General features: G+C 72.8%; 21 protein-coding genes. 14 read left to right on the top strand and 7 right to left on the bottom strand.

Annotated features, from left to right (window positions below):
* Positions 1 to 125 precede the first annotated feature (125 nt).
* Positions 126 to 1,769: a hypothetical protein gene (locus KBY47_RS07760; RefSeq protein ID WP_210920222.1), complete on the top strand. Its 1,644-nt coding sequence runs from the start codon at positions 126 to 128 to the stop codon at positions 1,767 to 1,769.
* A 19-nt stretch (positions 1,770 to 1,788) separates the two neighbouring features.
* On the opposite strand, the gene KBY47_RS07755 is transcribed toward KBY47_RS07760, so the two are convergent.
* Positions 1,789 to 3,138, bottom strand: coding sequence for an ABC transporter substrate-binding protein (locus KBY47_RS07755; protein ID WP_210920221.1), 1,350 nt, complete (start codon positions 3,136 to 3,138; stop codon positions 1,789 to 1,791).
* A gap of 117 nt (positions 3,139 to 3,255) precedes the next feature.
* On the opposite strand from KBY47_RS07755, the gene KBY47_RS07750 reads away from it, so the two are divergent.
* The gene (locus KBY47_RS07750) at positions 3,256 to 3,756 is read left to right on the top strand and encodes a hypothetical protein (protein WP_210920220.1); all 501 of its coding nucleotides are present in this window, start codon (positions 3,256 to 3,258) and stop codon (positions 3,754 to 3,756) included.
* Positions 3,757 to 3,802: 46 nt separating this feature from the next.
* Positions 3,803 to 4,684 carry a formyltetrahydrofolate deformylase gene (gene purU / locus KBY47_RS07745; protein WP_210920219.1) on the top strand — a complete coding sequence of 294 codons (882 nt, stop codon included), beginning with the start codon at positions 3,803 to 3,805 and terminating at the stop codon, positions 4,682 to 4,684.
* Positions 4,685 to 4,694: 10 nt separating this feature from the next.
* Here purU and KBY47_RS07740 read toward each other — a convergent pair whose 3' ends face one another.
* Together KBY47_RS07740 and KBY47_RS07735 are read right to left on the bottom strand one after the other, a co-directional pair.
* On the bottom strand, positions 4,695 to 6,113 hold the full coding sequence (locus KBY47_RS07740) for a zf-HC2 domain-containing protein (RefSeq protein ID WP_210920218.1): 1,419 nt from the start codon (positions 6,111 to 6,113) through the stop codon (positions 4,695 to 4,697).
* Positions 6,110 to 6,697 carry a sigma-70 family RNA polymerase sigma factor gene (locus KBY47_RS07735; protein WP_210920422.1) on the bottom strand — a complete coding sequence of 196 codons (588 nt, stop codon included), beginning with the start codon at positions 6,695 to 6,697 and terminating at the stop codon, positions 6,110 to 6,112. Before KBY47_RS07735 ends, KBY47_RS07740 begins: the two co-directional genes overlap by 4 nt.
* A gap of 372 nt (positions 6,698 to 7,069) precedes the next feature.
* Between KBY47_RS07735 and KBY47_RS07730 the strand changes: the two genes are divergently transcribed.
* Positions 7,070 to 7,450 (top strand): STAS domain-containing protein, encoded by a 381-nt coding sequence (locus KBY47_RS07730; RefSeq protein WP_210920217.1) that lies wholly within the window; start codon positions 7,070 to 7,072, stop codon positions 7,448 to 7,450.
* Between the two features lie 152 nt (positions 7,451 to 7,602).
* Positions 7,603 to 8,115, top strand: coding sequence for an EF-hand domain-containing protein (locus tag KBY47_RS07725; protein ID WP_210920216.1), 513 nt, complete (start codon positions 7,603 to 7,605; stop codon positions 8,113 to 8,115).
* On the opposite strand, the gene KBY47_RS07720 is transcribed toward KBY47_RS07725, so the two are convergent.
* Entirely contained in the window at positions 8,099 to 9,634 is a 1,536-nt protein-coding gene (locus tag KBY47_RS07720; protein WP_210920215.1) for a class I adenylate-forming enzyme family protein, read from the bottom strand. The genes KBY47_RS07725 and KBY47_RS07720 overlap by 17 nt on opposite strands.
* Positions 9,635 to 9,746: 112 nt before the next feature.
* On the opposite strand from KBY47_RS07720, the gene KBY47_RS07715 reads away from it, so the two are divergent.
* From KBY47_RS07715 to KBY47_RS07700, 4 genes are all read left to right on the top strand, one after another.
* The gene (locus KBY47_RS07715) at positions 9,747 to 10,961 is read left to right on the top strand and encodes an amidohydrolase family protein (RefSeq protein WP_210920214.1); all 1,215 of its coding nucleotides are present in this window, start codon (positions 9,747 to 9,749) and stop codon (positions 10,959 to 10,961) included.
* Positions 10,952 to 12,088: an acyl-CoA dehydrogenase family protein gene (locus KBY47_RS07710; protein ID WP_210920213.1), complete on the top strand. Its 1,137-nt coding sequence runs from the start codon at positions 10,952 to 10,954 to the stop codon at positions 12,086 to 12,088. Before KBY47_RS07715 ends, KBY47_RS07710 begins: the two co-directional genes overlap by 10 nt.
* A gap of 1 nt (position 12,089) precedes the next feature.
* On the top strand, positions 12,090 to 12,977 hold the full coding sequence (locus tag KBY47_RS07705) for an acyl-CoA dehydrogenase family protein (RefSeq protein ID WP_210920212.1): 888 nt from the start codon (positions 12,090 to 12,092) through the stop codon (positions 12,975 to 12,977).
* A 476-nt stretch (positions 12,978 to 13,453) separates the two neighbouring features.
* Positions 13,454 to 13,927 carry an ATP-binding protein gene (locus KBY47_RS07700; protein ID WP_210920421.1) on the top strand — a complete coding sequence of 158 codons (474 nt, stop codon included), beginning with the start codon at positions 13,454 to 13,456 and terminating at the stop codon, positions 13,925 to 13,927.
* A 298-nt stretch (positions 13,928 to 14,225) separates the two neighbouring features.
* Here KBY47_RS07700 and KBY47_RS07695 read toward each other — a convergent pair whose 3' ends face one another.
* Positions 14,226 to 15,152, bottom strand: coding sequence for a cyclase family protein (locus KBY47_RS07695; RefSeq protein ID WP_210920211.1), 927 nt, complete (start codon positions 15,150 to 15,152; stop codon positions 14,226 to 14,228).
* Between the two features lie 99 nt (positions 15,153 to 15,251).
* Between KBY47_RS07695 and KBY47_RS07690 the strand changes: the two genes are divergently transcribed.
* The 3 genes from KBY47_RS07690 (at position 15,252) to KBY47_RS07680 (ending at position 18,457) form a co-directional block, all read left to right on the top strand.
* The gene (locus KBY47_RS07690) at positions 15,252 to 16,118 is read left to right on the top strand and encodes an SDR family oxidoreductase (RefSeq protein ID WP_210920210.1); all 867 of its coding nucleotides are present in this window, start codon (positions 15,252 to 15,254) and stop codon (positions 16,116 to 16,118) included.
* A 135-nt stretch (positions 16,119 to 16,253) separates the two neighbouring features.
* Positions 16,254 to 17,405 carry an acyl-CoA dehydrogenase family protein gene (locus KBY47_RS07685; RefSeq protein ID WP_210920209.1) on the top strand — a complete coding sequence of 384 codons (1,152 nt, stop codon included), beginning with the start codon at positions 16,254 to 16,256 and terminating at the stop codon, positions 17,403 to 17,405.
* Positions 17,405 to 18,457 (top strand): Zn-dependent alcohol dehydrogenase, encoded by a 1,053-nt coding sequence (locus tag KBY47_RS07680; RefSeq protein ID WP_210920208.1) that lies wholly within the window; start codon positions 17,405 to 17,407, stop codon positions 18,455 to 18,457. Before KBY47_RS07685 ends, KBY47_RS07680 begins: the two co-directional genes overlap by 1 nt.
* Here KBY47_RS07680 and KBY47_RS07675 read toward each other — a convergent pair.
* Positions 18,447 to 19,475: a GlxA family transcriptional regulator gene (locus KBY47_RS07675; protein ID WP_210920207.1), complete on the bottom strand. Its 1,029-nt coding sequence runs from the start codon at positions 19,473 to 19,475 to the stop codon at positions 18,447 to 18,449. The genes KBY47_RS07680 and KBY47_RS07675 overlap by 11 nt on opposite strands.
* A gap of 71 nt (positions 19,476 to 19,546) precedes the next feature.
* On the opposite strand from KBY47_RS07675, the gene KBY47_RS07670 reads away from it, so the two are divergent.
* The gene (locus KBY47_RS07670; protein ID WP_210920206.1) at positions 19,547 to 20,851 is read left to right on the top strand and encodes an MFS transporter; all 1,305 of its coding nucleotides are present in this window, start codon (positions 19,547 to 19,549) and stop codon (positions 20,849 to 20,851) included.
* On the opposite strand, the gene KBY47_RS07665 is transcribed toward KBY47_RS07670, so the two are convergent.
* On the bottom strand, positions 20,832 to 21,431 hold the full coding sequence (locus KBY47_RS07665) for a flavin reductase family protein (RefSeq protein ID WP_210920205.1): 600 nt from the start codon (positions 21,429 to 21,431) through the stop codon (positions 20,832 to 20,834). The genes KBY47_RS07670 and KBY47_RS07665 overlap by 20 nt on opposite strands.
* Before the next feature lie 56 nt (positions 21,432 to 21,487).
* On the opposite strand from KBY47_RS07665, the gene KBY47_RS07660 reads away from it, so the two are divergent.
* On the top strand, positions 21,488 to 21,628 hold the full coding sequence (locus tag KBY47_RS07660) for a hypothetical protein (protein WP_210920204.1): 141 nt from the start codon (positions 21,488 to 21,490) through the stop codon (positions 21,626 to 21,628).
* Positions 21,629 to 21,640: the final 12 nt, after the last annotated feature.

Below are 21,640 nucleotides of genomic sequence, written 5' to 3'. Positions count from 1 at the left end.
CACCCTGGTTTGTTGTGGCGGTCACAGGGAAGGAGGCCCCGGTTCTGTCCTGCGTGGCACCGGACTTGGCGGACCCGGTAGCGTGAGCCGACGATTCCGAAGGTCCCCCATTCGTAGGAGTCCCGGTGACGCAGAGTGGACAGGGCGAGGAGCCCTCGGCGCGACACGCGCACGAAGGCATCGTGCTGCCCTCCGACGGTGGCGAACCGCTGCTGCCGGGTACGACGGCAGGGCCCGGCGGCCCGCAGCACACCGCCCCGCCCGCAGGACAGGCCTGGGGCGGGTCCTGGGGGCCGCAGCAGCCGCCGTCCCCGGCACCGGGCGACGGCTGGGGCGCGCCCGCCCAGGGCGACGGCTGGGGCACCCCGCCCACCCACCAGGCGCCACCCGCGGACCAGGCCCCGCCCGCCCACCAGGCGCCGCCCGCCGACCAGTGGGGCGCGCACCCCGGCGCGCTCCCGCCGGAGGCACCGCCCGCACCGCCGTACGGCCAGGTCGACCAGGCCACCCAGTACCTGCCCCCGGTCGACCACGGCACCCCTGGCGCCCCCGGCGGCCCGCTGCCGACCACCGACGACGGCGCCACCCAGTACATACCCCACATACCCCCGGCCCCCGGCCCCGGCCACGGCGGGCCGCACGGCGTCGACGAGGGCGCGACCCAGTACCTGCCGCCGGTCGGGCCGGGCGCGCTGCCGCCGGAGATGCCCGCGGGGCCGCAGGGCGGCGCCCATGCCGCGCCGCCGCCCGCCGAGACCACGCACTACCTGGGCCGCGTCCAGCAGCCCGCGCACGGTCAGCCCGCGCACGGCCACCCCGGCCACGGCCACCAGTCCGGCCCCGGCCCGATGCCGCCCGCCGGAGGCCCTGACGCCGAGGCCACCCAGTACATACCGCCGGTGGCCGCCGGAGCGCCGTACGGGCAGCCGGTGGACGACCGGCAGCCGCCCGCCGAGTTCGCGGGCCTCTTCCGCAGCGACCCGGGCGGCGACGGACCCGCCGGGGCGACCCAGCAGATGCCCCGCTTCGAGGAGCCGCCCGCCCCCTACGCCACGCAGTCCTCCTACGACCCGCCGGGCGGCGGCCGTGGGCGGCGTGCCGCACGGGACGACGACGGCGGCGGCCGGGGCCGTACCGGATCGCGGGTGCCGTTGTTCGCCGCCGTGGGTGTCGCCATCGCGGTCGTCGGCGTCGGCGCGGGCGCGCTGCTCGGCGGCGGTGGGGGTGAGCAGGGCGACGACTCCAAGACCGTGTCGGCGACGGCGCCCGCCCCCCAGGAGACCTCCGCGTCGCCGTCCCCGACCGTCGACCTGGCCGAGCAGCAGGCCGTAGAGCTGGACAAGCTGCTGGCGGACAGCGGGAACAGCCGGGCCGCCGTGATCAAGGCGGTCGGCGATGTGAAGGCCTGCACCAACCTCTCGCAGGCGGCGAAGGACCTCAGGGACGCCGCCGAGCAGCGCAACGGGCTGATCACCAGCCTGTCCGGGCTGTCCGTGGACCAGCTGCCCCAGCACGGTGAGCTGACCACCGCGCTCACCGAGGCGTGGAAGGCGTCCGCGTCGGCGGACAACCACTACGCGGCCTGGGCCGACCAGGTGGCGGGCAACAAGAAGCTGTGCCGCAAGGGCCAGGCCAAGAGCACCGGCCAGACCGCGGCGGGCAACGCCCAGAGCGGTGTCGCCAGCGAGCAGAAGGCCAAGGCCGCAGGGCTGTGGAACTCGATCGCGAAGACGTACGGCCTCACCGAGCGGCAGCCGACGCAGCTGTGACCCCGCGCGGGGCGCCGGTTCAGTTGACCTCGGCGCCCTGAAGGGTCTCGGTCACATCGGTGAACCCCTCGCGGGCCGCCTCCAGCCGCCCGTCCCGTACGACCTGGAGGGTCACGTCGGCGTTGACGAGCCGGGGGAAGCCGACCGAGGCGAGCCGGTCCTGGAACCGCCAGCGCAGGGTCGGCGTCAGGCCGCCCGTGCTGATCTTGAACCCGCTGTCCAGCTTCCGCCGTACCGTGTCCGCGGACACCTCCCCGTCGCCGAGGTCCTCGACGACGGCCTTGAAGACGGTGTACGCGATCCAGGTGGTCTGCGTCCCGGCGTCCGCGGCGTCGATGCGGTTGTCGGCGAAGGCCTGCTCGCTGATCACCTTCTTCATGGCATCCCACCGCTTGTCGCCGGCCACCGGGTACCAGCCGGTGACGTACGCCCCCTCGTACGGCCCCGACCGCCCGCCGGAGGCGTCGATGATCGACTGGTCGGCGCTGCCCAGGACGGTCCCGGTGCGCACCTCGGGGAAGTCGGCGCGGGAGCGCCGGAAGGAGTCCATGAAGGTGCTGGTGCGGTCGCCGAGCGCGGGCACCACACACCCCTTGTCGGCTTCCTCGGTCCGGTCGCCGAGCGCGGTGCCGTCGGTGTCGGCGGTGCCCTCCGTGGCCCGGCGCAGGGCCTGCTCGGCCTGTGTGGAGTACTCGGTGGCGTCCTCCGCCGCCCGGATGTCCAGGGCGCGCTCGTGACCGCCCGCCTCCAGCCCGGAGTTGAGCATGGCGGGCAGTTCGTCGCCCGCGATGGTGTCGGGCCGTACCAGCGCGACCGGCCCGCAGTCGGCCGCGAGCGCCTTGCCGAGCCCGGCGAGCAGCACCGGCTGGCCGCCGTTGACCGGGTAGGACAGCGGGCTGGTGAACTCGGCGTTCGTGATGCCGTAGCCGCCTATGTAGGGGATCCCGGCGCCCTCCAGGACGGGGAGGAAGGAGTCGGCGTGCTGGCTGTAGGAGCCGAGGACGGCGACGACGTCCTCGTTGACGGCGCGGCGGGCGCACTTGGCGGCGGCCAGGCCGTCGTTGTGGTCGTTGCAGAGCAGGACCTTCAGCTTGCGGCCGTTGATGCCGCCGTTGCTGTTGATCCAGCGCGCGTAGGCCTGCGCGAGCGCGGGCATGCCGGGTTTGTTGGTGGCGCTGGTGTCCGTCGGGGCCCAGGTCATGACGGTGATCGAGTCGTCCCCGGAGCCCCCCGTGACCCCGGGGACGACCCCGCAGCCGACGGCGAGCGACGCACACGCCACCAGTGCTCCCGCACCGCGGACGGCTGCTCTGACGGGCTTGGGGGCTGTGGGGCGGAAAGTGCTGCGGATGCGTGGCCTGCCGGTCATGTCTCCGCACACTTCCGCCACACAGCCAACCTGCGAGTGACTGTCGGTCAACGGGTGGTGACGTCGAGGTGAACAGCAGGGGCCGGTGAGACCGGTGGGACGGGGAACGTACGATCGATGACCGTGCAAGGTTCGGAGAACTCTTCCCGTCGCGGCCGTCGCTCATCCACCATGGGCGGCATGCCACTCAACGACATGCCGTGGTGGCGCTGGCGCAGCAATGTGCGCTCCGCGCTGCACATGCTCTCCGATCCGGTGTTCCAGCGGGACGTCTGGCTGGCCGGCGTCGACGGCTACGGTGACGTGACCGACGCCGTGTACCGGCTGGTCGAGGACACCTGGCTGGACCACTGGTCCGCCGAGAAGTACGTCGGCACGATCTTCCGTGACTCGCAGGAGGCGGCCCTCGTCGACACCGCCGTGCTGCGGGTGCTGCGGATCATGCACCAGGTCGGGCCGGACGCGCCGGTCGCCTCCTACGTCGAGCACCAGGCGTGGCCCGAGGCGGTCCGGGCGGCACGGGACGCGCACGTACGGATGGCGATGAGCGACGGCGAGGACCCGGACACCCCGCCGCGCACCCTCGAGGTGCTGCGCATCCTGACCCGGTCCGCGTAGCGGGACGACTGCCCGGCGCCGGGCCGGGTGTGAAACCCTGTGCTGCATGAACGAGCAGTCCGCCCGCGCCGAGGCCCCGGCCGACCAGTACGTCCTCATCCTGTCCTGCCCCGACAAGCAGGGCATCGTGCACGCCGTGTCCAGCTACCTGTTCATGACCGGCTGCAACATCGAGGACAGTCAGCAGTTCGGTGACCACGACACGGGACTGTTCTTCATGCGGGTCCACTTCTCCGCCGACGCCCCCGTGACGGTGGACAAGCTCCGGGCCAGCTTCGCGGCGATCGGTGACTCCTTCCAGATGGACTGGCAGATCCACCGGGCCGAGGAGAGGATGCGGGTCCTGCTGATGGTCAGCAAGTTCGGGCACTGCCTGAACGACCTGCTGTTCCGCGCCCGGATCGGCGCGCTGCCGGTGGAGATCGCGGCAGTGGTCTCCAACCACACGGACTTCGCCGAGCTGGTGGGCTCGTACAACATTCCCTTCCACCACATTCCGGTGACGAAGGACACCAAGGCGGAGGCGGAGGCGCGGCTGCTGGACGTCGTCCGGGAGGCGGACGTCGAACTGGTCGTGCTCGCGCGCTACATGCAGGTGCTCTCCGACGACCTGTGCAAGCAGCTCAGCGGGCGGATCATCAACATCCACCACTCCTTCCTGCCGAGCTTCAAGGGCGCCAAGCCGTACCACCAGGCGCATGCGCGGGGCGTGAAGCTGATCGGTGCGACGGCGCACTATGTGACGGCCGACCTCGACGAGGGGCCGATCATCGAGCAGGAGGTCGAGCGGGTGGGGCACGACGTCACGCCCGAGCAGCTCGTCGGGATCGGGCGGGACGTGGAGTGCCAGGCGCTGGCGCGGGCCGTGAAGTGGCATGCGGAGCGACGGATTCTGTTGAACGGGCGGCGGACGGTCGTGTTCGCCTAGCGACTGCCGCTCACAGGCGGCTCAGGGAGGCCGCCGCGAACAGGACGTCCCTGATCGCCGCCCGGTCCCCGAGCTGACCGGCCGCCGCCTCCTGCGGGGGGACGCGGCCCGCGGCCAGGCGGCAGAACTCGACGCCGTCGAGGGCGACATGGGCCACCTCGTGGTCGGCGGAGCCCACCGCCGCAGGGGAGTCCAGCGGGATCAGCCACTCGCCGCCGCCCGAACCCTCGATCTCCAGCCGCAGACTGCGCCCCGGACGGCCGGCGGCCACCAGGTGCGGCGTCGGCGCGGGGGACGCGAGACCGGCCCGGCGCCGCGCGGCGAGCGCGTCGGGCAGCAGGCGGGCGGCGAGGTCGATCATGTGGTGCAGATGACGCGGTGACGGTGGCGTGTACGGATAGTCCACGGCCTCCGCGATGTCCTCGGCGTGCACCCAGCACTCGAAGGCCCGGTCGGTCATCGCGTCCCGCAGCGGCAGCTCGAAGGCGCCGTAGGACACCGCGAGACCGCCGGACCCGCTGCCGCCGGTGAACGCGACCGTCCGCACGATGTCATGGCTCTGCTCCCGCCAGGGCGCCCGCACCGACCGGGTGGGCGGGAAGTGCGAGGTGCGCCAGTAGGCGTCGGTGCGCGCGGTGGGCGTGCCCGGGTCGGCGGTGAGGTCACCGAGCGGGTCGTCGAGTCCGAGGGCGAGCGCGATCAGCCCGTCGACGGCCATGAGGTGCGCGATCACCCCGGCGACGGTCGTACGGCGGCTGGTGGCCTCGGTGCCGGTGAACCACCGCAGCCGTACCGGGGCGTGCCACTCGGAGTCGCCGAAGTCCTGGAGCAGCGCGTCGAGCCGGGCGGTCTCGGCGTCGTACGGCATGGCCCAGCCGGGGACCGGGATGCGCGGTGGGCGTCGGTCCAGGCAGGACCGGAGGACGCGGTTGCGCAGCGCCGGGTCGAGGTCGAGGCTCTCCGCGGGGTGCAGCAGGCCCACGGCCTCCCGCAGCCGCAGCGCCTCCTCGGCGCAGCTTCCGCAGTCGCCGAGGTGTTCCTCGACGGCGGCGGTCTCCTCCGCCGAGCAGGCGGCGAGCGCCCAGGCGCCCAGCAGCGACTTGAGTATCGGGTGCGGCAGGGTCAGCGGGGCCGGGGTCACCGCCTCGGCCGGCAGGTCCGCGAGGGCGGGCAGCGGCAGCCCCGTGTCCTCGACGGAGGCGCGGGGGAGGGGGATGCGGGGCGGGGGCGGGTCGTCGCCGGGGGAGGGGGTGCGGCCGTCGGGGGTGCCGGGGCCGTCCGGTCCGCCCGGTCCCTCCGGCCCACCACCGGCCGATACGTCCTTTTCCTCCCCGTCTTGCCGCTCCCCGTCTTGTTCCTTCCTGCCCTGTTCCTCCCTGCCCTGTTCCTCGTCCCCGTCGTACGCCCCGTAGCGGTTCGGCTCGGTCACACCGCACCCCCGTACCCGGGCGACCCGGGCGGTGCGCCGGGGGCCGTGGTGTCGTGGGCGGTGGACAGGAGTTGCAGGCCGAGGCGGAGGCGGCGGCGGGCCTCGTCCTCGGTGACGCCGAGGTCGGCGGCGGTCTGACGGTAGTCCCGGCGCTGGAAGTAGGCGAGGTCCAGGGCGGCGCGCAACGGGGCGGGCATGGACTGGGCGATGTAGTCGGCGCGGGCGGCGACGGAGGCGTGGCGGACCTTGTGCTCCAGTTCCTCGGAGGTGCCGGACCCCTCCTCCAGCGCGGCGGTCTCGGTGGCGCGCAGCCGCTGGACGGCGATGCGGTGGGTCAGGGCGGCGACCCAGGAGCGCAGCGGGCCCTGCTTGGGGTCGTAGGCGTCGGGGTGTTCCCAGAGGTGGGCGAAGACCTCGCGGGTGACGCCGTCGGCGGCGCGTTCGTCGCCGAGGACGCGGTGGGCGAGGCCGTGCACCAGGGAGGCGAAGCGGTCGTACAGCTCGCCGAGCGCGGCGGCCTCGCCGCGGGCGAGCCGCTGTTGCATCTTGCGGTCCCAGCGGGGCGGTGTGTCCTGGTGCGCCACCATGCGGCCCCCTCCCCTGGCTCCGTCCCTGTGTCCAGCCTGCGGCCGGTGTCCTGTCGAAATGTAGTCGGCACGTCCGACAACGCACGCCCCTTTATGGCAAGGTGCGCCCCCTGACAGCCCGCTGGTGATAGTGGACCTTTGGTACGCCTTTCGGCTTCTGTCGTGCCTACCCACCCTTCGCCTGATCAGACATGGTGCCGTCTTGTCCGAACTCGATCGAACAGGATCAAAGCCGACTGAAACAAGCCTTTACCGATCGGTATCCGTTTCTCCTGCGGAGTTTCAGGGAACGGCCGGTGGGCAGCCGCGCAGGCAGCAAGCGTAGGAGCTGCTTCCGGTACCGGTGGCGCGGTCCGACGAGCGAAGGGCGTGGTGGTGGCGTTCAATGTGACCGGCGGCGAGCAGGGCCCCTGGGCCGTGCTCCATGTGTCGGGCGAGCTGGACCTGGTGACGTCGCCGGTGCTGAGGCAGCGGGTGCACGACGCGGTGGCCGAGGGCCGCCACAGCCTCGTCCTCGACCTGTCCGAGGTGTTCTTCTGCGACTCCAGCGGGGTCGGTGTGCTCATCGCGTCCCGCCGTCTGATGCGGTCCTGCCAGGGCCGGCTGCGGCTGATACTCCCGGCGGAGGGCGCGGTCGACGGCTCCCATGTGAACCGGGTGCTGGGTGCCCTCGGGGTGCGCAGGCTCTTCGACGTGCACGCCGACCTCAGTTCGGCCGTCACCGAGGAGTCCCGGCCGTTGTCGGCCTGAGCGCGCCCGGCTGTGCCACGCCGTTGTACCGAAGTTCCCCCGGTCTTGGCACAACCGTGGGTTTCCCGAGCCGTGGGTGCCCCCGCCGTCGTACGCTCCCTGCCAGACGCACCCCATCTGACATGCGACGACGTTAGGCGGCCTGAGAGCACATGCCCAGCAGCGAGTACGAGCGCAGGATCGCGGCCCGTTTCGCGACCTTCGACCAGAACGGCAACGGCTACATCGACCGGGAGGACTTCAGCGGCGCGGCCAAGGCGCTGCTCGCGGAGTTCGGCACGGCGGCCCGCTCCGACAAGGGGCAGGCGTTGTACGGCGGCGCGGAGGCGTTCTGGCAGGGCATGGCGGGGATAGCGGACCGGGACGGTGACCAGCGCATCACCCGGGACGAGTTCGTGGGCGGTGCCGTCAAGCGGCTGCGGGACAACCCCGAACGGTTCGCCGAGATCGCCCGCCCCTTCCTGCAGGCGGCCGTCGACGTCGCCGACGGGGACGGCGACGGCGCGGCGACCGTGACGGACGTCACACGCGCGCTCACCGCGCTCGGGGTGCCCGAGGACATCGCGCGGCCGGTCGCGGCGGCCCTCGACACCGACGGTGACGGCAAGGTGGGGGAGGCGGAGATCGTGCCCGCTTTCGCCCGCTACTTCACGGTTCCCGAGTGACCGCCCGTGCGGACGGGGCAGGGTCCGCATAGCGCTCCCGCAGCTTGTACTTGAGCACCTTCCGCAGCGTCTCGTTGCGCGGGAGGGCGTCCACCACCTCCAGCCGCTCCGGCAGCTTGTGCACGGACAGCCCTTCCGCGCGCAGGTACGACGTCACCGCCGCCAGCGTCAGCGCCGGCGCCCCCGGCGGCTGTTCGACCACCGCGCACACCAGCTCCCCGCGCCCGGCGTCGGGCAGCCCGATCACCGCCACGTCACCGACCCCGGGGTGCCGGTGCAGCAGTTCCTCGATCTCCTTGGCGGAGATGTTCTCCCCCTTGCGGATGATGACGTCCTTCAGCCGCCCGGTGAGGACCAGATGCCCGCTGCCGGTGAGGTGACCCAGGTCGCCGCTGCGCAGGAACCCCTCCTCGTCGAAGGCCTCCGCTGTCTGCTCCGGGTCCAGATAGCCCCGGCACACGGCCTCCCCGCGCAACCGCACCTCCCCGTCCACGACGCGGACCTCCATCCCGCGCGGGGGGCGGCCCTCGGTCGTCGCGAGGTTCTCCGGGGTGTCGTCCGGCGCCCCCATCGTGATCATCGGCACCTCGGTCATGCCGTAGCCATGGGTGAGCTGCACGTCCATCTCACGGACGACGGCGTGGTACACCCCCGGCGGCTTCGGCGCGCCACCGCCCGCGAGCAGCCGCAGCGAGGGGATCAGCTTGCGGCCGGGCTGCTTGCGCTGCTCGGTGAGGAACATCGTGTAGAACGCCGTCGAGCCGCCCGCGATCGTCACCCCGCGCGCGCGGTACGCCGCCAGCGCCTCCGGCAGCGCGAACTGCTCGAACAGCACCGCGGGGAACCCGTACAGCAGCAGCATCACCGTGTAGTCGGGGCCGCCGATGTGCGCGTAGGGGAAGGCGATCGAGCCGACGTCCCCGGCGCTCGGGCGCAGGGCGTGCGCGAGGCAGGAGCCGCCGGCGATCAGGGAGCGGTCGGTGTGCAGCACGCCCTTGGGGTCGGAGGTGGTGCCGGAGGTCCAGTAGATCCAGCGCACCGCCGTCCCGTCGTCGGGCGGCGCGGGCAGCACGGCGGGGTCGCCGTCCGGGAGGGCGTCGTACGCCTCGAAGACTCCCTTGGCGCCCAGTCGCCGTGCCATCGCGGTGTGGTCGAAGCCGCGCCACTCGCCCGGTACGGCGAAGAACCCGGCGCCCGACTCGCGCAGCGCGAAGCCGACCTCGCGGTCCCGCAGGAACGGGATGAGCGGGCTCTGTACGGCGCCCAGGCGGGCCAGCGCGAAGGACAGCACGGCCGTCTCGATCCGGGTGGGCAGCTGCCAGGCGACCACCGTGCCGGGGCGCACGCCCATGCCGTACAGCCCCGCCGCCACCCGCTCGGCACGCGCGCGTAGCGCCCCGGAGGTCAGACTCCGGTCGTCCTGGAAGAAGAGCGGTCGGTCGGGGCTCAGGCGTGCGCGGCGGTCGAGCAGTTCCCACATGGTGCGGGACGAACTCAGCGAGTGCGGGGTCTCGTTCACGGGGACCTCCTGCTCGGCGCCGGCCTTGGCTGACGGACCGTCAGGTGACATGCTAGCTGACGATCCATCAGATAAGTACCGTCAGGTACGTACCGTCCGGCGGAGGGGACCCATGACGGAACTGCCCCGCATCATCAGCGTCGACGACCATGTGATCGAGCCCGCCCACCTCTTCGAGACCTGGCTGCCCGCGAAGTACCGGGACCGCGGCCCCCAGCCGCTGACCGCCGGGATCGGCGAACTCGCCTACGTCGGCGGCAGGTACCGCATCACCATGGACCCCGACGGTCCGCCCACCGACTGGTGGATCTACGAGGACCTGATGTTCCCGTACAAGCGCAACATCGCCGCCGTCGGCTTCGACCGCGACGAGATGACCCTGGAGGGCATCACGCGCGAGCAGATGCGCCGCGGCTGCTGGGACCCCGGGGCCCGCCTCGCCGACATGGACCTCAACCACGTCGAGGCCTCCCTGTGCTTCCCCTCCTTCCCGCGCTTCTGCGGCCAGACCTTCGCCGAGGCGCACGACAAGGAGGTCGCGCTGGCCTGCGTGCGCGCCTACAACGACTGGATGGTCGAGGAGTGGTGCGGCGACAGCGGCGGACGCCTCATCCCCCTGTGCCTCATCCCGCTGTGGGACGTGGACCTGGCCGTCGCCGAGATCCGGCGCAACGCCGCCCGCGGGGTGCGCGCGGTGACCTTCTCCGAGATCCCCACCCACCTGGGACTGCCGTCCATCCACTCCGGCCACTGGGACCCGTTCTTCGCCGTCTGCGAGGACACCGGCACGGTCGTCAACATGCACATCGGGTCCAGCTCCCAGATGCCCGCCGCCTCCCCCGACGCGCCGCCCGCCGTCCAGGCCTCCCTCTCGTTCAACAACGCGATGGCCTCGATGATGGACTTCCTCTTCAGCGGCGTCCTGGTCCGCTACCCCCGCCTCAAGCTCGCCTACTCCGAAGGCCAGATGGGCTGGATCCCCTACGCCCTCGAACGCGCCGACGACGTCTGGGCGGAACACCGCGCCTGGGGCGGCGTCCGCGACACCGTCCCCGAGCCCCCGTCGACGTACTACTACCGGCAGATCTACTGCTGCTTCTTCCGCGACCGGCACGGAGTCGCCTCGATCGACGTCGTCGGCCGCGACAACGCCACCTTCGAGACCGACTACCCGCACGTCGACTCGACCTTCCCGCACACCAAGGAGGTCGCCCTCGACCATGTGAAGGGCCTCGACGACGAGACCGTCTACAAGCTGATGCGCGGCAACGCCATCCGCATGCTCGGCCTGGACCTCGACCGGGACACCGCCCGCCGATGGACCTGACCGACACCCCCGAGGAGGCCGAGTTCCGCGCCCGGCTGCGGGAGTGGCTGGCCAAGACGCTGCCCACCCTGCCGCCCAAGCCGTCCCCGGACGACTGGCCGGGGCGGCGCGCCTACGACCTCGGCTGGCAGCGCACGCTCCACGACGCCGGCTACGCCGACGTCCACTGGGACGCCCCGCCGACCGTGCGGCTGATCTACCTGGAGGAGACCGAGGAGGCGGGCGCCCCCTACGTCGGCGCCAACTTCGTCGGACTGCTGCACGCCGGACCGACCATCGCCGCCGAGGGCACCGCGGAGCAACGCGCGCGCTGGCTGCCGCCGATCCTGCGCGGGGAGGAGGTCTGGTGCCAGGGCTTCAGCGAACCCGACGCCGGGAGCGACCTCGCGGCACTGCGCACGCGCGCGTGGCGGGACGGCGACGACTACGTGGTCAGCGGGTCCAAGATCTGGACCTCGCACGCGGAGGTCGCCGACTGGTGCGAACTCCTCGTCCGCACCGACCCCACCGCCCCCAAGCACCGCGGCATCACCTGGCTCGCGCTGCGCATGGACACCCCCGGCGTGACCGTACGGCCGCTGCGCACCCTCGCCGGATCGACGGAGTTCGCGCAGGTGTTCCTCGACGAGGTGCGGGTGCCCGTCGCCCACCGGGTCGGCGCAGAGCACGACGGCTGGCGGGTCACCCTGGTGACGCTCTCCTTCGAGCGCGGCACCGCGTTCGCCGGCGAGGTGGTGGCCTGCCGACGGGTCCTTCGCGAACTCGCGCGCGAGGCACACCGCAACGGCCGCTGGGACGACCCCGCGCTGCGCCGCCGCCTCGGCGCGCTGAACGCCGAGTTCCGGGCGCTGTGGCGGCTGACGCAGTGGCACGTCAGCGAGGCCGCGGCGACGGGCGCGGGCGTGCCGGGCGCCGCGGGTTCGGTCTTCAAACTGAGGTACTCGCACGCGCGGCAGGACCTCTACGACACCGCCGCCGACGTCCTCGGCCCCGACTCCCTGGACCTCGGCCGACCCTGGACCGCCGACCGGCTGTCGTCGCTGTCGTACACCATCGCGGCCGGTACCTCGCAGATCCAGCACACCATCGTCGCCGAGCGCCTCCTCGGCCTGCCGAAGGGACGCTGACGTGCGCTTCCGGCTCACCGACGATCAGCGGGCGCTGCGCGAGGGCGTACGGGGGCTGCTGGCCCGCCGTTTCGACGGCGCCGCGCTGCGGGCCGCCGTCGCCCGGCCGGGGCGGCTCGACCGGGCGCTGTGGCGGCGGCTGGGCGCGGCGGGCCTCTTCGCGCTGCGGCTGCCCGAGGAGCGCGGCGGTGCCGGACTCGGACTCCCCGAAGCGGTACTGGCGTTCGAGGAGGCGGGGCGGGCGCTGCTGCCGGGACCGCTGATCGCCACCCACCTCGCCGCCGCCACCGTGCCGGGCGCGGCCGACGGTTCAGCCGTCGTGGCGCACGTCGACGGGCCGCTCGTGGAGTGGCTGGCGCAGGCCGACGTCGTACGGGGCGAGGCGGCCGGAGCCGTCGCGCTGCGCTCCGTCGACCCGCTCACACCGCTGCACCGGGTGCCGGAGCCGCGGGCGGCCCCCCTGGACGCCGCAGCGCACGAGGCGTCCCTGCTCAGCGCCGCCGAACAGCTCGGGTCGGCGGGGCGGACGTGTGAGCTGGCCGCGGAACACGCCCGGACCCGTGAGCAGTTCGGCCGGCCGATCGGGGCCTTCCAGGCCGTGCAGCAGCTGTGCGCCGGGATGCTGGTGCGGGTGGAGGTGGCCCGCGCGGCGGTGTACGCGGCGGCGGTCACCGCCGACCCCGTCGACATCGCCGCCGCCCGGCTGCTCGCCGACGAGGCGGCGGTGCGCGGCGCCCGCGACTGCCTCCAGGTCCACGGCGGCATGGGCTTCACCTGGGAGGCGGAGGTGCATCTGCATCTAAAACGCGCCTGGGTGCGGACACACCGTAGGGAATTCGTTACGGAATGTGAGGAACTGCTTGCTCGTGATCTGCTCGAGAGATCCTGACGAGAGCGGATTGAACGGCGTTGGTCTGCGGTTTTCCGGAAAGCGGCCTTTTAATGTCGCGGATTGTGGCATACCGCTATCACGGAGCGTTGATATCGGCTTGTGTCCTAGGCGTGACTCGTCACGTCCTGGAGTCACGCGTCCGCTCCGGTACCTTGTGTGGGATGCGAGTGGTTCCGGGCGCCAGGCGCGCCGATGGTGACCAGAAGGGCCCTGTGCCCCCTGCCTGTTCGACTGCCCGGGGCGGGCGTCGCACAGTATCCCGCACGGGTACTCCTTCGCGCTGGAATATGCCCGAAGCGCTTGTTGCCGTGACGGTACGTCAACCATGCTGGCCCACAAGGAATTCACGTTCCGTGACCCTTGCTCTGGTCGTTGTTCTGGTCATGCGGAAAATGGCTACGATCGTGGCCCTCGTGAGGCGTGAGCCTCGGTGTCCATCGGTTCGGATGGTGTGAGCGGTGCAGGTGCTTCAAGTGCAGCTGGAGATCCGGCCCGACCCCGCTGAAGTGGGGCGCGCCCGACGGTGGGCCCGTTCGCGGCTCGCGGGCTCGGGCATAGAGGTCGACGAGCCGCTCGCCGAGACCCTGATCCTGCTCGTCTCCGAACTGGTCACCAACGCCGTGGTGCACACCGGCTGTCCGGCCGTGCTGCGGCTGTCGCTGCCCGAGAAGACCGCCGAGACGGCCACCGTCCGCCTGGAGGTCGCCGACGCCAGCACCCGTGCCCCGGTGCCCCGCTGGGTCGACGGCGAGGCGACCGGTGGGCGGGGCCTCGCGCTCGTCGACGGGCTGGCCGACCGCTGGGGCTGGTCCCCCGAGGGCGCGGGCAAACGCATCTGGTGCGAACTGGACCGCTGCTCCGCGGCCGCGGACCGTGCGGCGGCCTGCATGGGCGGCGCACTGCCGACGTACCAGGGGTACGAAGGGCTGGCCTACGAGGCGGTATGACGCTGTGCGCCCGGGTGTGCTCCTGTGCGCGTGCGCTGCGATCAGGCCGTAAGTAATTAAACCCCGGACGGGTGTTGACGAGTCGTGTCCGTTTGATCACGCTTGGGGGCAGCGATTCGCCGCGAGGGGACGACGAGGGTTCCGGTGACGGGAGCCCTCGACGAGTGTGGGTCGTGATTCGGCGTCTGTTCCCTCAGGGCCAAGGGGAACGACGGGGTGGATACGCCGAGCCGGATGGCGGCGCGCACGCCGTGCTCGGGGCGGGTGAGCCGCGCCGCCACCGGAGCCCACCTCCCGTCTACAGCACCGCGACCGGTGCCACCGGAGTCCCCGTCGCCCCCGTGAACGGTTCGGGCATCGCCGACAGCAGGAACGTGTGGCGCCCCGTTTCTCCACAGGCTGTGGACAACTCCTCGAGATTCCAGTTCTGGCCCTGGAGCATCCCCATCTCCACCAGATCCAGCGCGTGCACGCCCAGCCACAGATCCTCGATCTCCGGCGGGAAGATCTCGAAGGTCAGCGTGTCGTTGGCGACCGCCGCCACATCACGCGCGTGGAACCACTCCGGCGTCCGCACCGACAGCCCCGGCGACGGGAACCCGTACCCCTGCCTGTCCCCGGCGAGAAGCACCCGCACCTGCCCCGTCCTTACGAGCACGATGTCCCCGGCGCGCACCCGCACCCCCGCGAACTCCTCCGCCGCCTCCAGGTCCTCCGGCGTCACCGCGTGGCCGCCGTCGAGCCGTTCGACGCCACGCGCGCGTGCCACATCGAGGAGCACCCCGCGCGAGACCACGGGCCCCGCCTTGTCGATCCCGCCGAACCCGGCGCCGCCGTGCGCGGTGACGCTGTCCGCCGGGCGGCCGTTGTAGAGCCTGCCCGAGTGCGAGACATGCGTCAGCGCGTCCCAGTGGGTCGCCGCCTGGAGGCCCATCGTCACCGCGTCGTCGCTGCACGCCACCGTGCCCGGACCGAACAGCTCCTGATTGATCTGCACCATCGTGTGCAGGGGGTTGACCCGCCCCGGGATCATCCCGGTCTGCACCCCGTCCTGCTCCAGTGGCAGCGCGAGCGGCACCCGCCGCCCCGTGCGCACCTCGGCCGCGGCCTCACGCACCACCGCGTCGGTGATCAGGTTCAGGGTGCCCCGCTCGTCGTCGGCGCCCCAGCGTCCCCAGTTGTTCACCCGCCCCGCGATCTCGTGGAACGCGTCCGGCAGTGACATCGGTGCCTCCCCGGGGCTTGTCTCCGAGTATCTGACGGGTCGTAGAATCCTGAGTAGCAAACCTAACGGACCGTCAGATAGCGCGGGAAGGGGCCGGGCGTGGGGAGCTTCCTGGCAGGCAAGGCCGTCGCCGTGACGGGCGCCGGACGCGGGATCGGCCGGGCGGTGGCGCTCGCTGCCGCCGCCGAGGGCGCGCGGGTCGTCGTCGCCGACCACGGCGTGTCCGTCGACGGGGCCGCGCCCAGCAGCGATGTCGCCGCCGCCGTCGTCAAGGAGATACAGGCCGCCGGAGGGGACGCGGTCGCCGTCGCCGACGACGTCTCCACGATGGCGGGCGGACAGCGCGTCGTCGACGCGGCACTTCAGGCCTACGGACGCCTCGACGGGGCCGTCTGCGTCGCCGGGATCCTGCGGGAACGGATGCTGTTCAACATGACCGAGGACGAGTGGGACTCCGTCGTCGCCACGCACCTCAAGGGCACGTTCACCGTGTTCCGGGCGGCGTCCGCGGTGATGCGGGCCCAGCGCTCCGGCACCCTCATCGGCTTCACCAGCGGCAACCACCAGGGCTCCGTCTCGCAGGCCAACTACAGCGCCGCGAAGGGGGGTGTCATCTCGCTGGTGCGGAGCGCGGCGCTCGGGCTGCACAAGTACGGCGTGACCGCGAACGCGGTCGCGCCGGTGGCGCGTACGCGGATGTCGGCGAAGGTGCCCGTGGAACTGGCGGAGATCGGTGAGCCGGAGGATGTCGCCCCGCTCGTGGTGTACCTGCTGTCCGACCGCGCGATCTCCGTCACCGGGCAGGTCTACACCGTCGCCGGGCCGAAGATCGCGGTGTGGGCGCAGCCCCGGGAGTTGCGGGCCGCGTATGCGGGCGGTGAGGGGTGGACGCCGGAGCGGATCGCGGAGTTCCTGCCGGGGACGGTGGGGGTGGATCCGATGCCTTTGCTGGGGCCGGGTGCCTAGGGATGGGGGGCGTTCCGTTGTCTGGCGGGTGCGGGTGCGGGTGCGGGTGCGGGTGCGGGTGTGTCGTGGCTGGTCGCGCAGTTCCCCGCGCCCCTGAGGTGGGTTGGTCCTGCGCGGCGATGAGAGGTGGGCCTCGTGGACTTCGGGTTTTCCGCTGAGGACGAGGAGTTCCGTGCCGAAGTGCGGGCGTGGCTCGCTGAGCATGTCGACGGGGCGGGGGACCGGCGGGCCTGGGAACGTACGCTCGGGAAGGCCGGGTGGATCGGGCTCGGGTGGGGTGAGGGCGGGTACGGGAACCGGACCGCCAGCCTCACCCAACAGGTCGCCTGGGCCGAGGAGTACGTCCGCTCGGACGCGCCCCCGCGGTCCGGGCACATCGGGGAGAAGCTGCTCGCGCCCACCCTGATCGCACACGGCACCGACGAGCAGAAGGCACGCTTCCTGCCGCCGGTCGCCGCCGGCGACGAACTGTGGTGCCAGGGATACAGCGAACCCGGTGCGGGCTCCGATCTCGCGGCGGTGCGGACGCGCGCCGAACCCGCGCGGGACGGCGGTTACCGGATCACCGGGCAGAAGATCTGGACCTCCCTCGCCCACGAGGCCGACTGGTGCTTCGTCCTGGCCCGCACCGAACCCGGCTCGCACCGCCACCACGGGCTGAGCTTCCTCCTCGTCGACATGGACCAGCCCGGCCGGATCGAGGTCCGCCCGATCCGCCAGCTGACCGGCACCAGCGACTTCAACGAGGTCTTCTTCGACGGCGCCCACGCGCGCGTGGAGCACGTCGTCGGCGGCGAGGGCGCGGGCTGGCGGGTCGCGATGAGCCTGCTCGGCTTCGAACGCGGTGTGTCCACCCTCGCCCAGCAGGTCGGCTTCGCCGCCGAGTTGGCCCGCGTGGTGAGCACGGCCGTACGGACCGGCGCCGCCGACGATCCCGTCGTACGCGAACAGCTCGTACGACTCTGGGCGGAGCTGCGGGTGATGCGGTGGAACGCGCTGCGGACGCTGGGCGGTGCGCCCGACGCCGGGGCGCCGAGCGTGGCCAAGCTGCTGTGGGGCGGCTGGCACCAGCGGCTCGGGGAGCTGGCGGTGCGGGTCCGGGGCGCGGCCGGGAGCGCGGGACCCGCCGACTGGTCGCCGTCAGCGCCGTACGAACTGGACGAGGCGCAGCACCTGTTCCTGTTCTCCCGCGCGGACACCGTCTACGGCGGTTCCGACCAGGTCCAGCGCACGATCATCGCCGAGCGGGTGCTCGGTCTGCCCAGGGAGCCCAAGGGGGCCGTGTGATGCGAGGAGTGCTCTACGACGGTGAGCGGGTCGTCCGGGTCGTGGACGACCTGGAGGTGCGCGACCCGGGGCCCGGCGAGGTGCGGGTCGCGATCGCGGCGGCGGGGCTGTGCCACAGCGACCTGTCGGTGGTGGACGGCACGATCCCGTTCCCGGTGCCGGTGGTGCTGGGCCACGAGGGCGCGGGCGTCGTGGACGCGGTCGGCGCCGGGGTCACCCATGTGCGGCCCGGCGACCACGTGGCGCTGTCCACGCTCGCCAACTGCGGCACCTGCGGCGACTGCGACCGGGGGCGGCCGACGATGTGCCGCAGGGCCATCGGGCGGCCGGGCAGGCCGTTCACGCGCGCGGGGCGGCCGGTGTACCAGTTCGCGTCCAACTCGGCGTTCGCGGAACGGACCGTCGTACGGGCCGTACAGGCGGTGCGCGTCCCCGACGACATCCCCCTGACCTCCGCCGCGCTGATCGGCTGCGGGGTGCTGACCGGCGTCGGGGCCGTGCTGAACCGGGCGCGCGTCGAACGCGGCGACAGCGTGGTGGTGATCGGCACCGGCGGGATCGGGCTCAACGTCCTCCAGGGCGCGCGGCTGGCCGGGGCCCTCACCGTCGTCGCCGTCGACAGCAACCCGGCGAAGGAGGCCACCGCCCGCGCCTTCGGCGCCACCCACTTCCTCAGCTCCACGGACGGCGTGCGGGACATCCTGCCCACGGGCGCCGACCACGCCTTCGAGTGCGTGGGCCGCACCGAGCTGATCCGGCAGGCCGTCGACCTCCTCGACCGGCACGGGCAGGCGGTCCTGCTGGGCGTGCCGCCCGCCGACGCGGAGGCGTCCTTCCGGGTCTCCTCCCTGTACCTCGACAAGTCCGTCCTGGGCTGCCGCTACGGCTCCGCACGGCCCCAGCACGACATCGCCCTCTACGCCGGCCTGTACCGGCAGGGGCGGCTGCTGCTGGACGAGCTGGTGACCCGCACGTACCCGGTCGCCGACTTCGAGAAGGCGGTGACGGACGCGCGGGCGGGTCGGGTGGCCCGCGCGGTGGTCACGTTCTGACGGCTGTCGTCATGCTCGGGCCGCCGCCCGCGCGGAACGTGCGCCGGTACGCCGTGGGGGTGACGCCCAGCGCCGCCTGGAGGTGCTGGCGCATCGACTGGGCCGTGCCGAAACCGGCCTCGTGGGCCACCTGGTCGACGGACAGGTCGGTGGACTCCAGCAGGTGCCGCGCCCGTTCCACGCGCTGCTGGGTGAGCCACTGGCCGGGGCTGACGCCGGTCTCCTCACGGAAGCGGCGGGTGAAGGTGCGCACCGACATCGACTCCCGCGCGGCCATGTCCCGCAGCTGGATCGGCTCGCCCAGGCGGCCCAGCGCCCACGCGCGCGCCGAGGTCGTCGTGGCGGACTGCGGATCGGGCACCGGGCGCGCGATGTACTGCGCCTGACCGCCGTCCCGGTGCGGCGGTACGACCGTACGGCGGGCCACGTCGTTGGCGACCACGGCGCCGTGGTCGCGGCGCACGATGTGCAGGCACAGGTCGATCCCGGCCGCGACGCCCGCCGAGGTGAACACGTCGCCGTCGTCGACGAACAGCACGCCCGGGTCGACCCGCACCTTCGGGAAGAGCCGCTGGAAGCGGTCGGCGTCCGCCCAGTGCGTGGTCGCCGGGCGGCCGTCCAGGTGGCCCGCGGCGGCCAGGACGTACACGCCGGTGCAGATGGAGGCGAGGCGGGTGCCGGGGCGGACGAGGGCGAGGGCGGCGGCCAGTTCGGGCGTCAGCACGCCGTCCTCGTAGACCGGGCCGAGTTCGTACGACGCCGGGACGACGACCGTGTCGGCGGTGGCCAGGGCCTCGGGGCCGTGGGCGACGTGGATGCTGAAGTCGGCGTCGGTCTCGACCGGGCCGGGCGGCCGGACGGAGCAGGTGACGACCTCGTACAGGGGGCGGCCCGCGGCGTCCCGGGGGCGGCCGAAGATGCGGTGCGGGATGCCCAGCTCGAAGGGGAGCAGGCCGTCGAGGGCGAGGACGACGACGCGGTGCGGGGCGCTCGCGCGGGTCTGGCCGACCGTATTCATGGCCCGATTCTAACGAATGCTGTCCTCCGGGCCACTCGATCCGGGCGATCACGGGACCGAAGCTGGGTGACGTGACCCAGACAACCGATGCAGCCGCCGTGAGCGCACAGGACGGCGAGAAGCCGAAGACCCCCCGCGTCCACTGGGCGTGGTTCGTCGCCGCCGTCACCTTCGTGACGATCATCGGCGCCGCCGCCTTCCGCTCCCTGCCCGGACTGCTGATCGACCCGCTGCACCAGGAGTTCGGCTGGTCACGCGGCACCATCGGCGCGGCCGTCTCGGTCAACCTGGCCCTGTACGGGCTGACCGCGCCCTTCGCCGCCGCGCTGATGGACCGTTTCGGCATCCGGCGCGTCGTCGCCGTCGCGCTGACCGTGATCGCGGTCGGCTCCGGCGCCACCGTGTGGATGACCTCGGCCTGGCAGCTGATGCTCTGCTGGGGCCTGCTGGTCGGCCTCGGCAGCGGCTCGATGGCGCTGGCCTTCGCCGCCACCGTCACCAACCGCTGGTTCACCGAACGCCGCGGCCTGGTCACCGGCATCCTCACCGCCGCCTCCGCCTCCGGCCAGCTGATCTTCCTGCCGCTGCTGTCCTGGATCGTCGAGACCCACGACTGGCGCCCCGCCGCCGTGACGGTGTCGCTCGCCGCCCTCGCGGTCGTGCCCTTCGTCTGGCTGCTGCTGCGGGACCACCCGGCCGACATCGGACAGAAGCCGTACGGCGCGACGGGGTTCGTGCCCAAGCCGCCGCCCGTGACGGGCGCCGCCCGACGCACCGTGAACGTCCTGCTGTCCGCGGCGCGCACCGGCCCCTTCTGGCTCCTCGCGGGCACCTTCGCGATCTGCGGCGCCTCCACCAACGGCCTGATCCAGACCCACTTCGTGCCCGCCGCGCACGACCACGGCATGCCCATCACCGCCGCGGCCTCGCTGCTCGCCGTCATCGGCGTCTTCGACGTGGTCGGCACGATCGCCTCCGGCTGGTTCACCGACCGCTTCGACGCCCGCCGCCTGCTCGCCGCCTACTACGCCCTGCGCGGCATCTCCCTGCTCTTCCTGCCCATCCTGCTCGCGCCGAGCGTGCACCCCCCGATGGTCTTCTTCATCGTCTTCTACGGCCTCGACTGGGTCGCCACCGTCCCGCCGACCATGGCCCTGTGCCGCGAGCACTACGGCGAGGACTCCGCGATCGTCTTCGGCTGGGTCCTCGCCTCCCACCAGGTCGGCGCCGCGCTGGTCGCCTGGCTCGGCGGGGTCGCGCGGGACGTGTTCGGGGAGTACGACGTGGTCTGGTACGCCTCCGGCGCGCTGTGCGCGGTGGCCGCGCTGATGGCGCTGGTGATCCGGCGCCGGGCGCCTATGGCGGTGGCCGTCTGAAGGTGCCCCGGTGGAACAGGAGGGGCGGCCCGTCGGGGCCGGGGGCGCCGAGGGCGGTCACCCGGCCCACGACGATGAGGTGATCGCCGCCGGGGTGCACGGCGTGGACCGCGCAGTCGACCCAGGCCAGGGCGCCCGCGAGCCGGGGCGACCCGGAGACCGGCGCCGCGTCGTACGCCACCCCCGCGAACTTGTCGGCACCGCTCACCGCGAAGGCCCGGCACAGCTCGCCCTGGTGCGCCGCCAGGACGTTCACACAGAAGACGCCCGCGCGCGCGATCCGCGGCCAGGTCGCCGACGTACGGCCCACCATGAACACCACCAACGGCGGGTCCAGGGACAGGGAGGCGAACGACTGACAGGCGAAACCGGCGGGGGCTTCGCCTTCGGTGACGGCCGGTGCCGTCACAACGGTCACACCGGTCGCGAAGCTCCCGAGGACACGCCGGAACTCGCCCTGGTCGACCGGGGGCCGCTCGGCCCGTTCGTCGTCGCGCACCGCACGCAGGTGGGCTCGCGGCGGCTGCGGAACGCCCCTCAGATAGCGGACGGCGGCTGCGGCCGTTCCTGCTTGTCCCATCACACTCCCCATTAGAACTGACACCCCGTCAGATAGGAAGGGGTGCGCGGCCGACGGTGCGGGGGCCGGGCGTACGCTCCGGCACCTGCACGGCACCCAGGAGCGCCCTCGCCCTGTGGGGCGTGGCCCTGCTCAGCTCGGCGGAGCTGGCCTTGCTCGCCTTCGTCGCCACCGTGCTGGCCCTGGCGGTGGGCTGATCAAGGAGTACG

This window comes from Streptomyces sp. B93, assembly GCF_018070565.1.
Lineage (GTDB): Bacteria > Actinomycetota > Actinomycetes > Streptomycetales > Streptomycetaceae > Streptomyces.
This window is presented reverse-complemented; position numbering and strand designations above follow the sequence as displayed.

Bases quoted from the DNA above. Each gene is read 5' to 3' on its own strand.
- KBY47_RS07755 (WP_210920221.1), bottom strand. From the start codon at position 3,138: ATGACCGGCAGGCCACGCATCCGCAGCACTTTCCGCCCCACAGCCCCC.
- KBY47_RS07750 (WP_210920220.1), top strand. From the start codon at position 3,256: ATGACCGTGCAAGGTTCGGAGAACTCTTCCCGTCGCGGCCGTCGCTCA.
- purU (WP_210920219.1), top strand. From the start codon at position 3,803: ATGAACGAGCAGTCCGCCCGCGCCGAGGCCCCGGCCGACCAGTACGTC.
- KBY47_RS07725 (WP_210920216.1), top strand. From the start codon at position 7,603: ATGCCCAGCAGCGAGTACGAGCGCAGGATCGCGGCCCGTTTCGCGACC.
- KBY47_RS07715 (WP_210920214.1), top strand. From the start codon at position 9,747: ATGACGGAACTGCCCCGCATCATCAGCGTCGACGACCATGTGATCGAG.
- KBY47_RS07710 (WP_210920213.1), top strand. From the start codon at position 10,952: ATGGACCTGACCGACACCCCCGAGGAGGCCGAGTTCCGCGCCCGGCTG.
- KBY47_RS07695 (WP_210920211.1), bottom strand. From the start codon at position 15,152: ATGTCACTGCCGGACGCGTTCCACGAGATCGCGGGGCGGGTGAACAAC.
- KBY47_RS07680 (WP_210920208.1), top strand. From the start codon at position 17,405: ATGCGAGGAGTGCTCTACGACGGTGAGCGGGTCGTCCGGGTCGTGGAC.
- KBY47_RS07675 (WP_210920207.1), bottom strand. From the start codon at position 19,475: ATGAATACGGTCGGCCAGACCCGCGCGAGCGCCCCGCACCGCGTCGTC.
- KBY47_RS07665 (WP_210920205.1), bottom strand. From the start codon at position 21,431: ATGGGACAAGCAGGAACGGCCGCAGCCGCCGTCCGCTATCTGAGGGGC.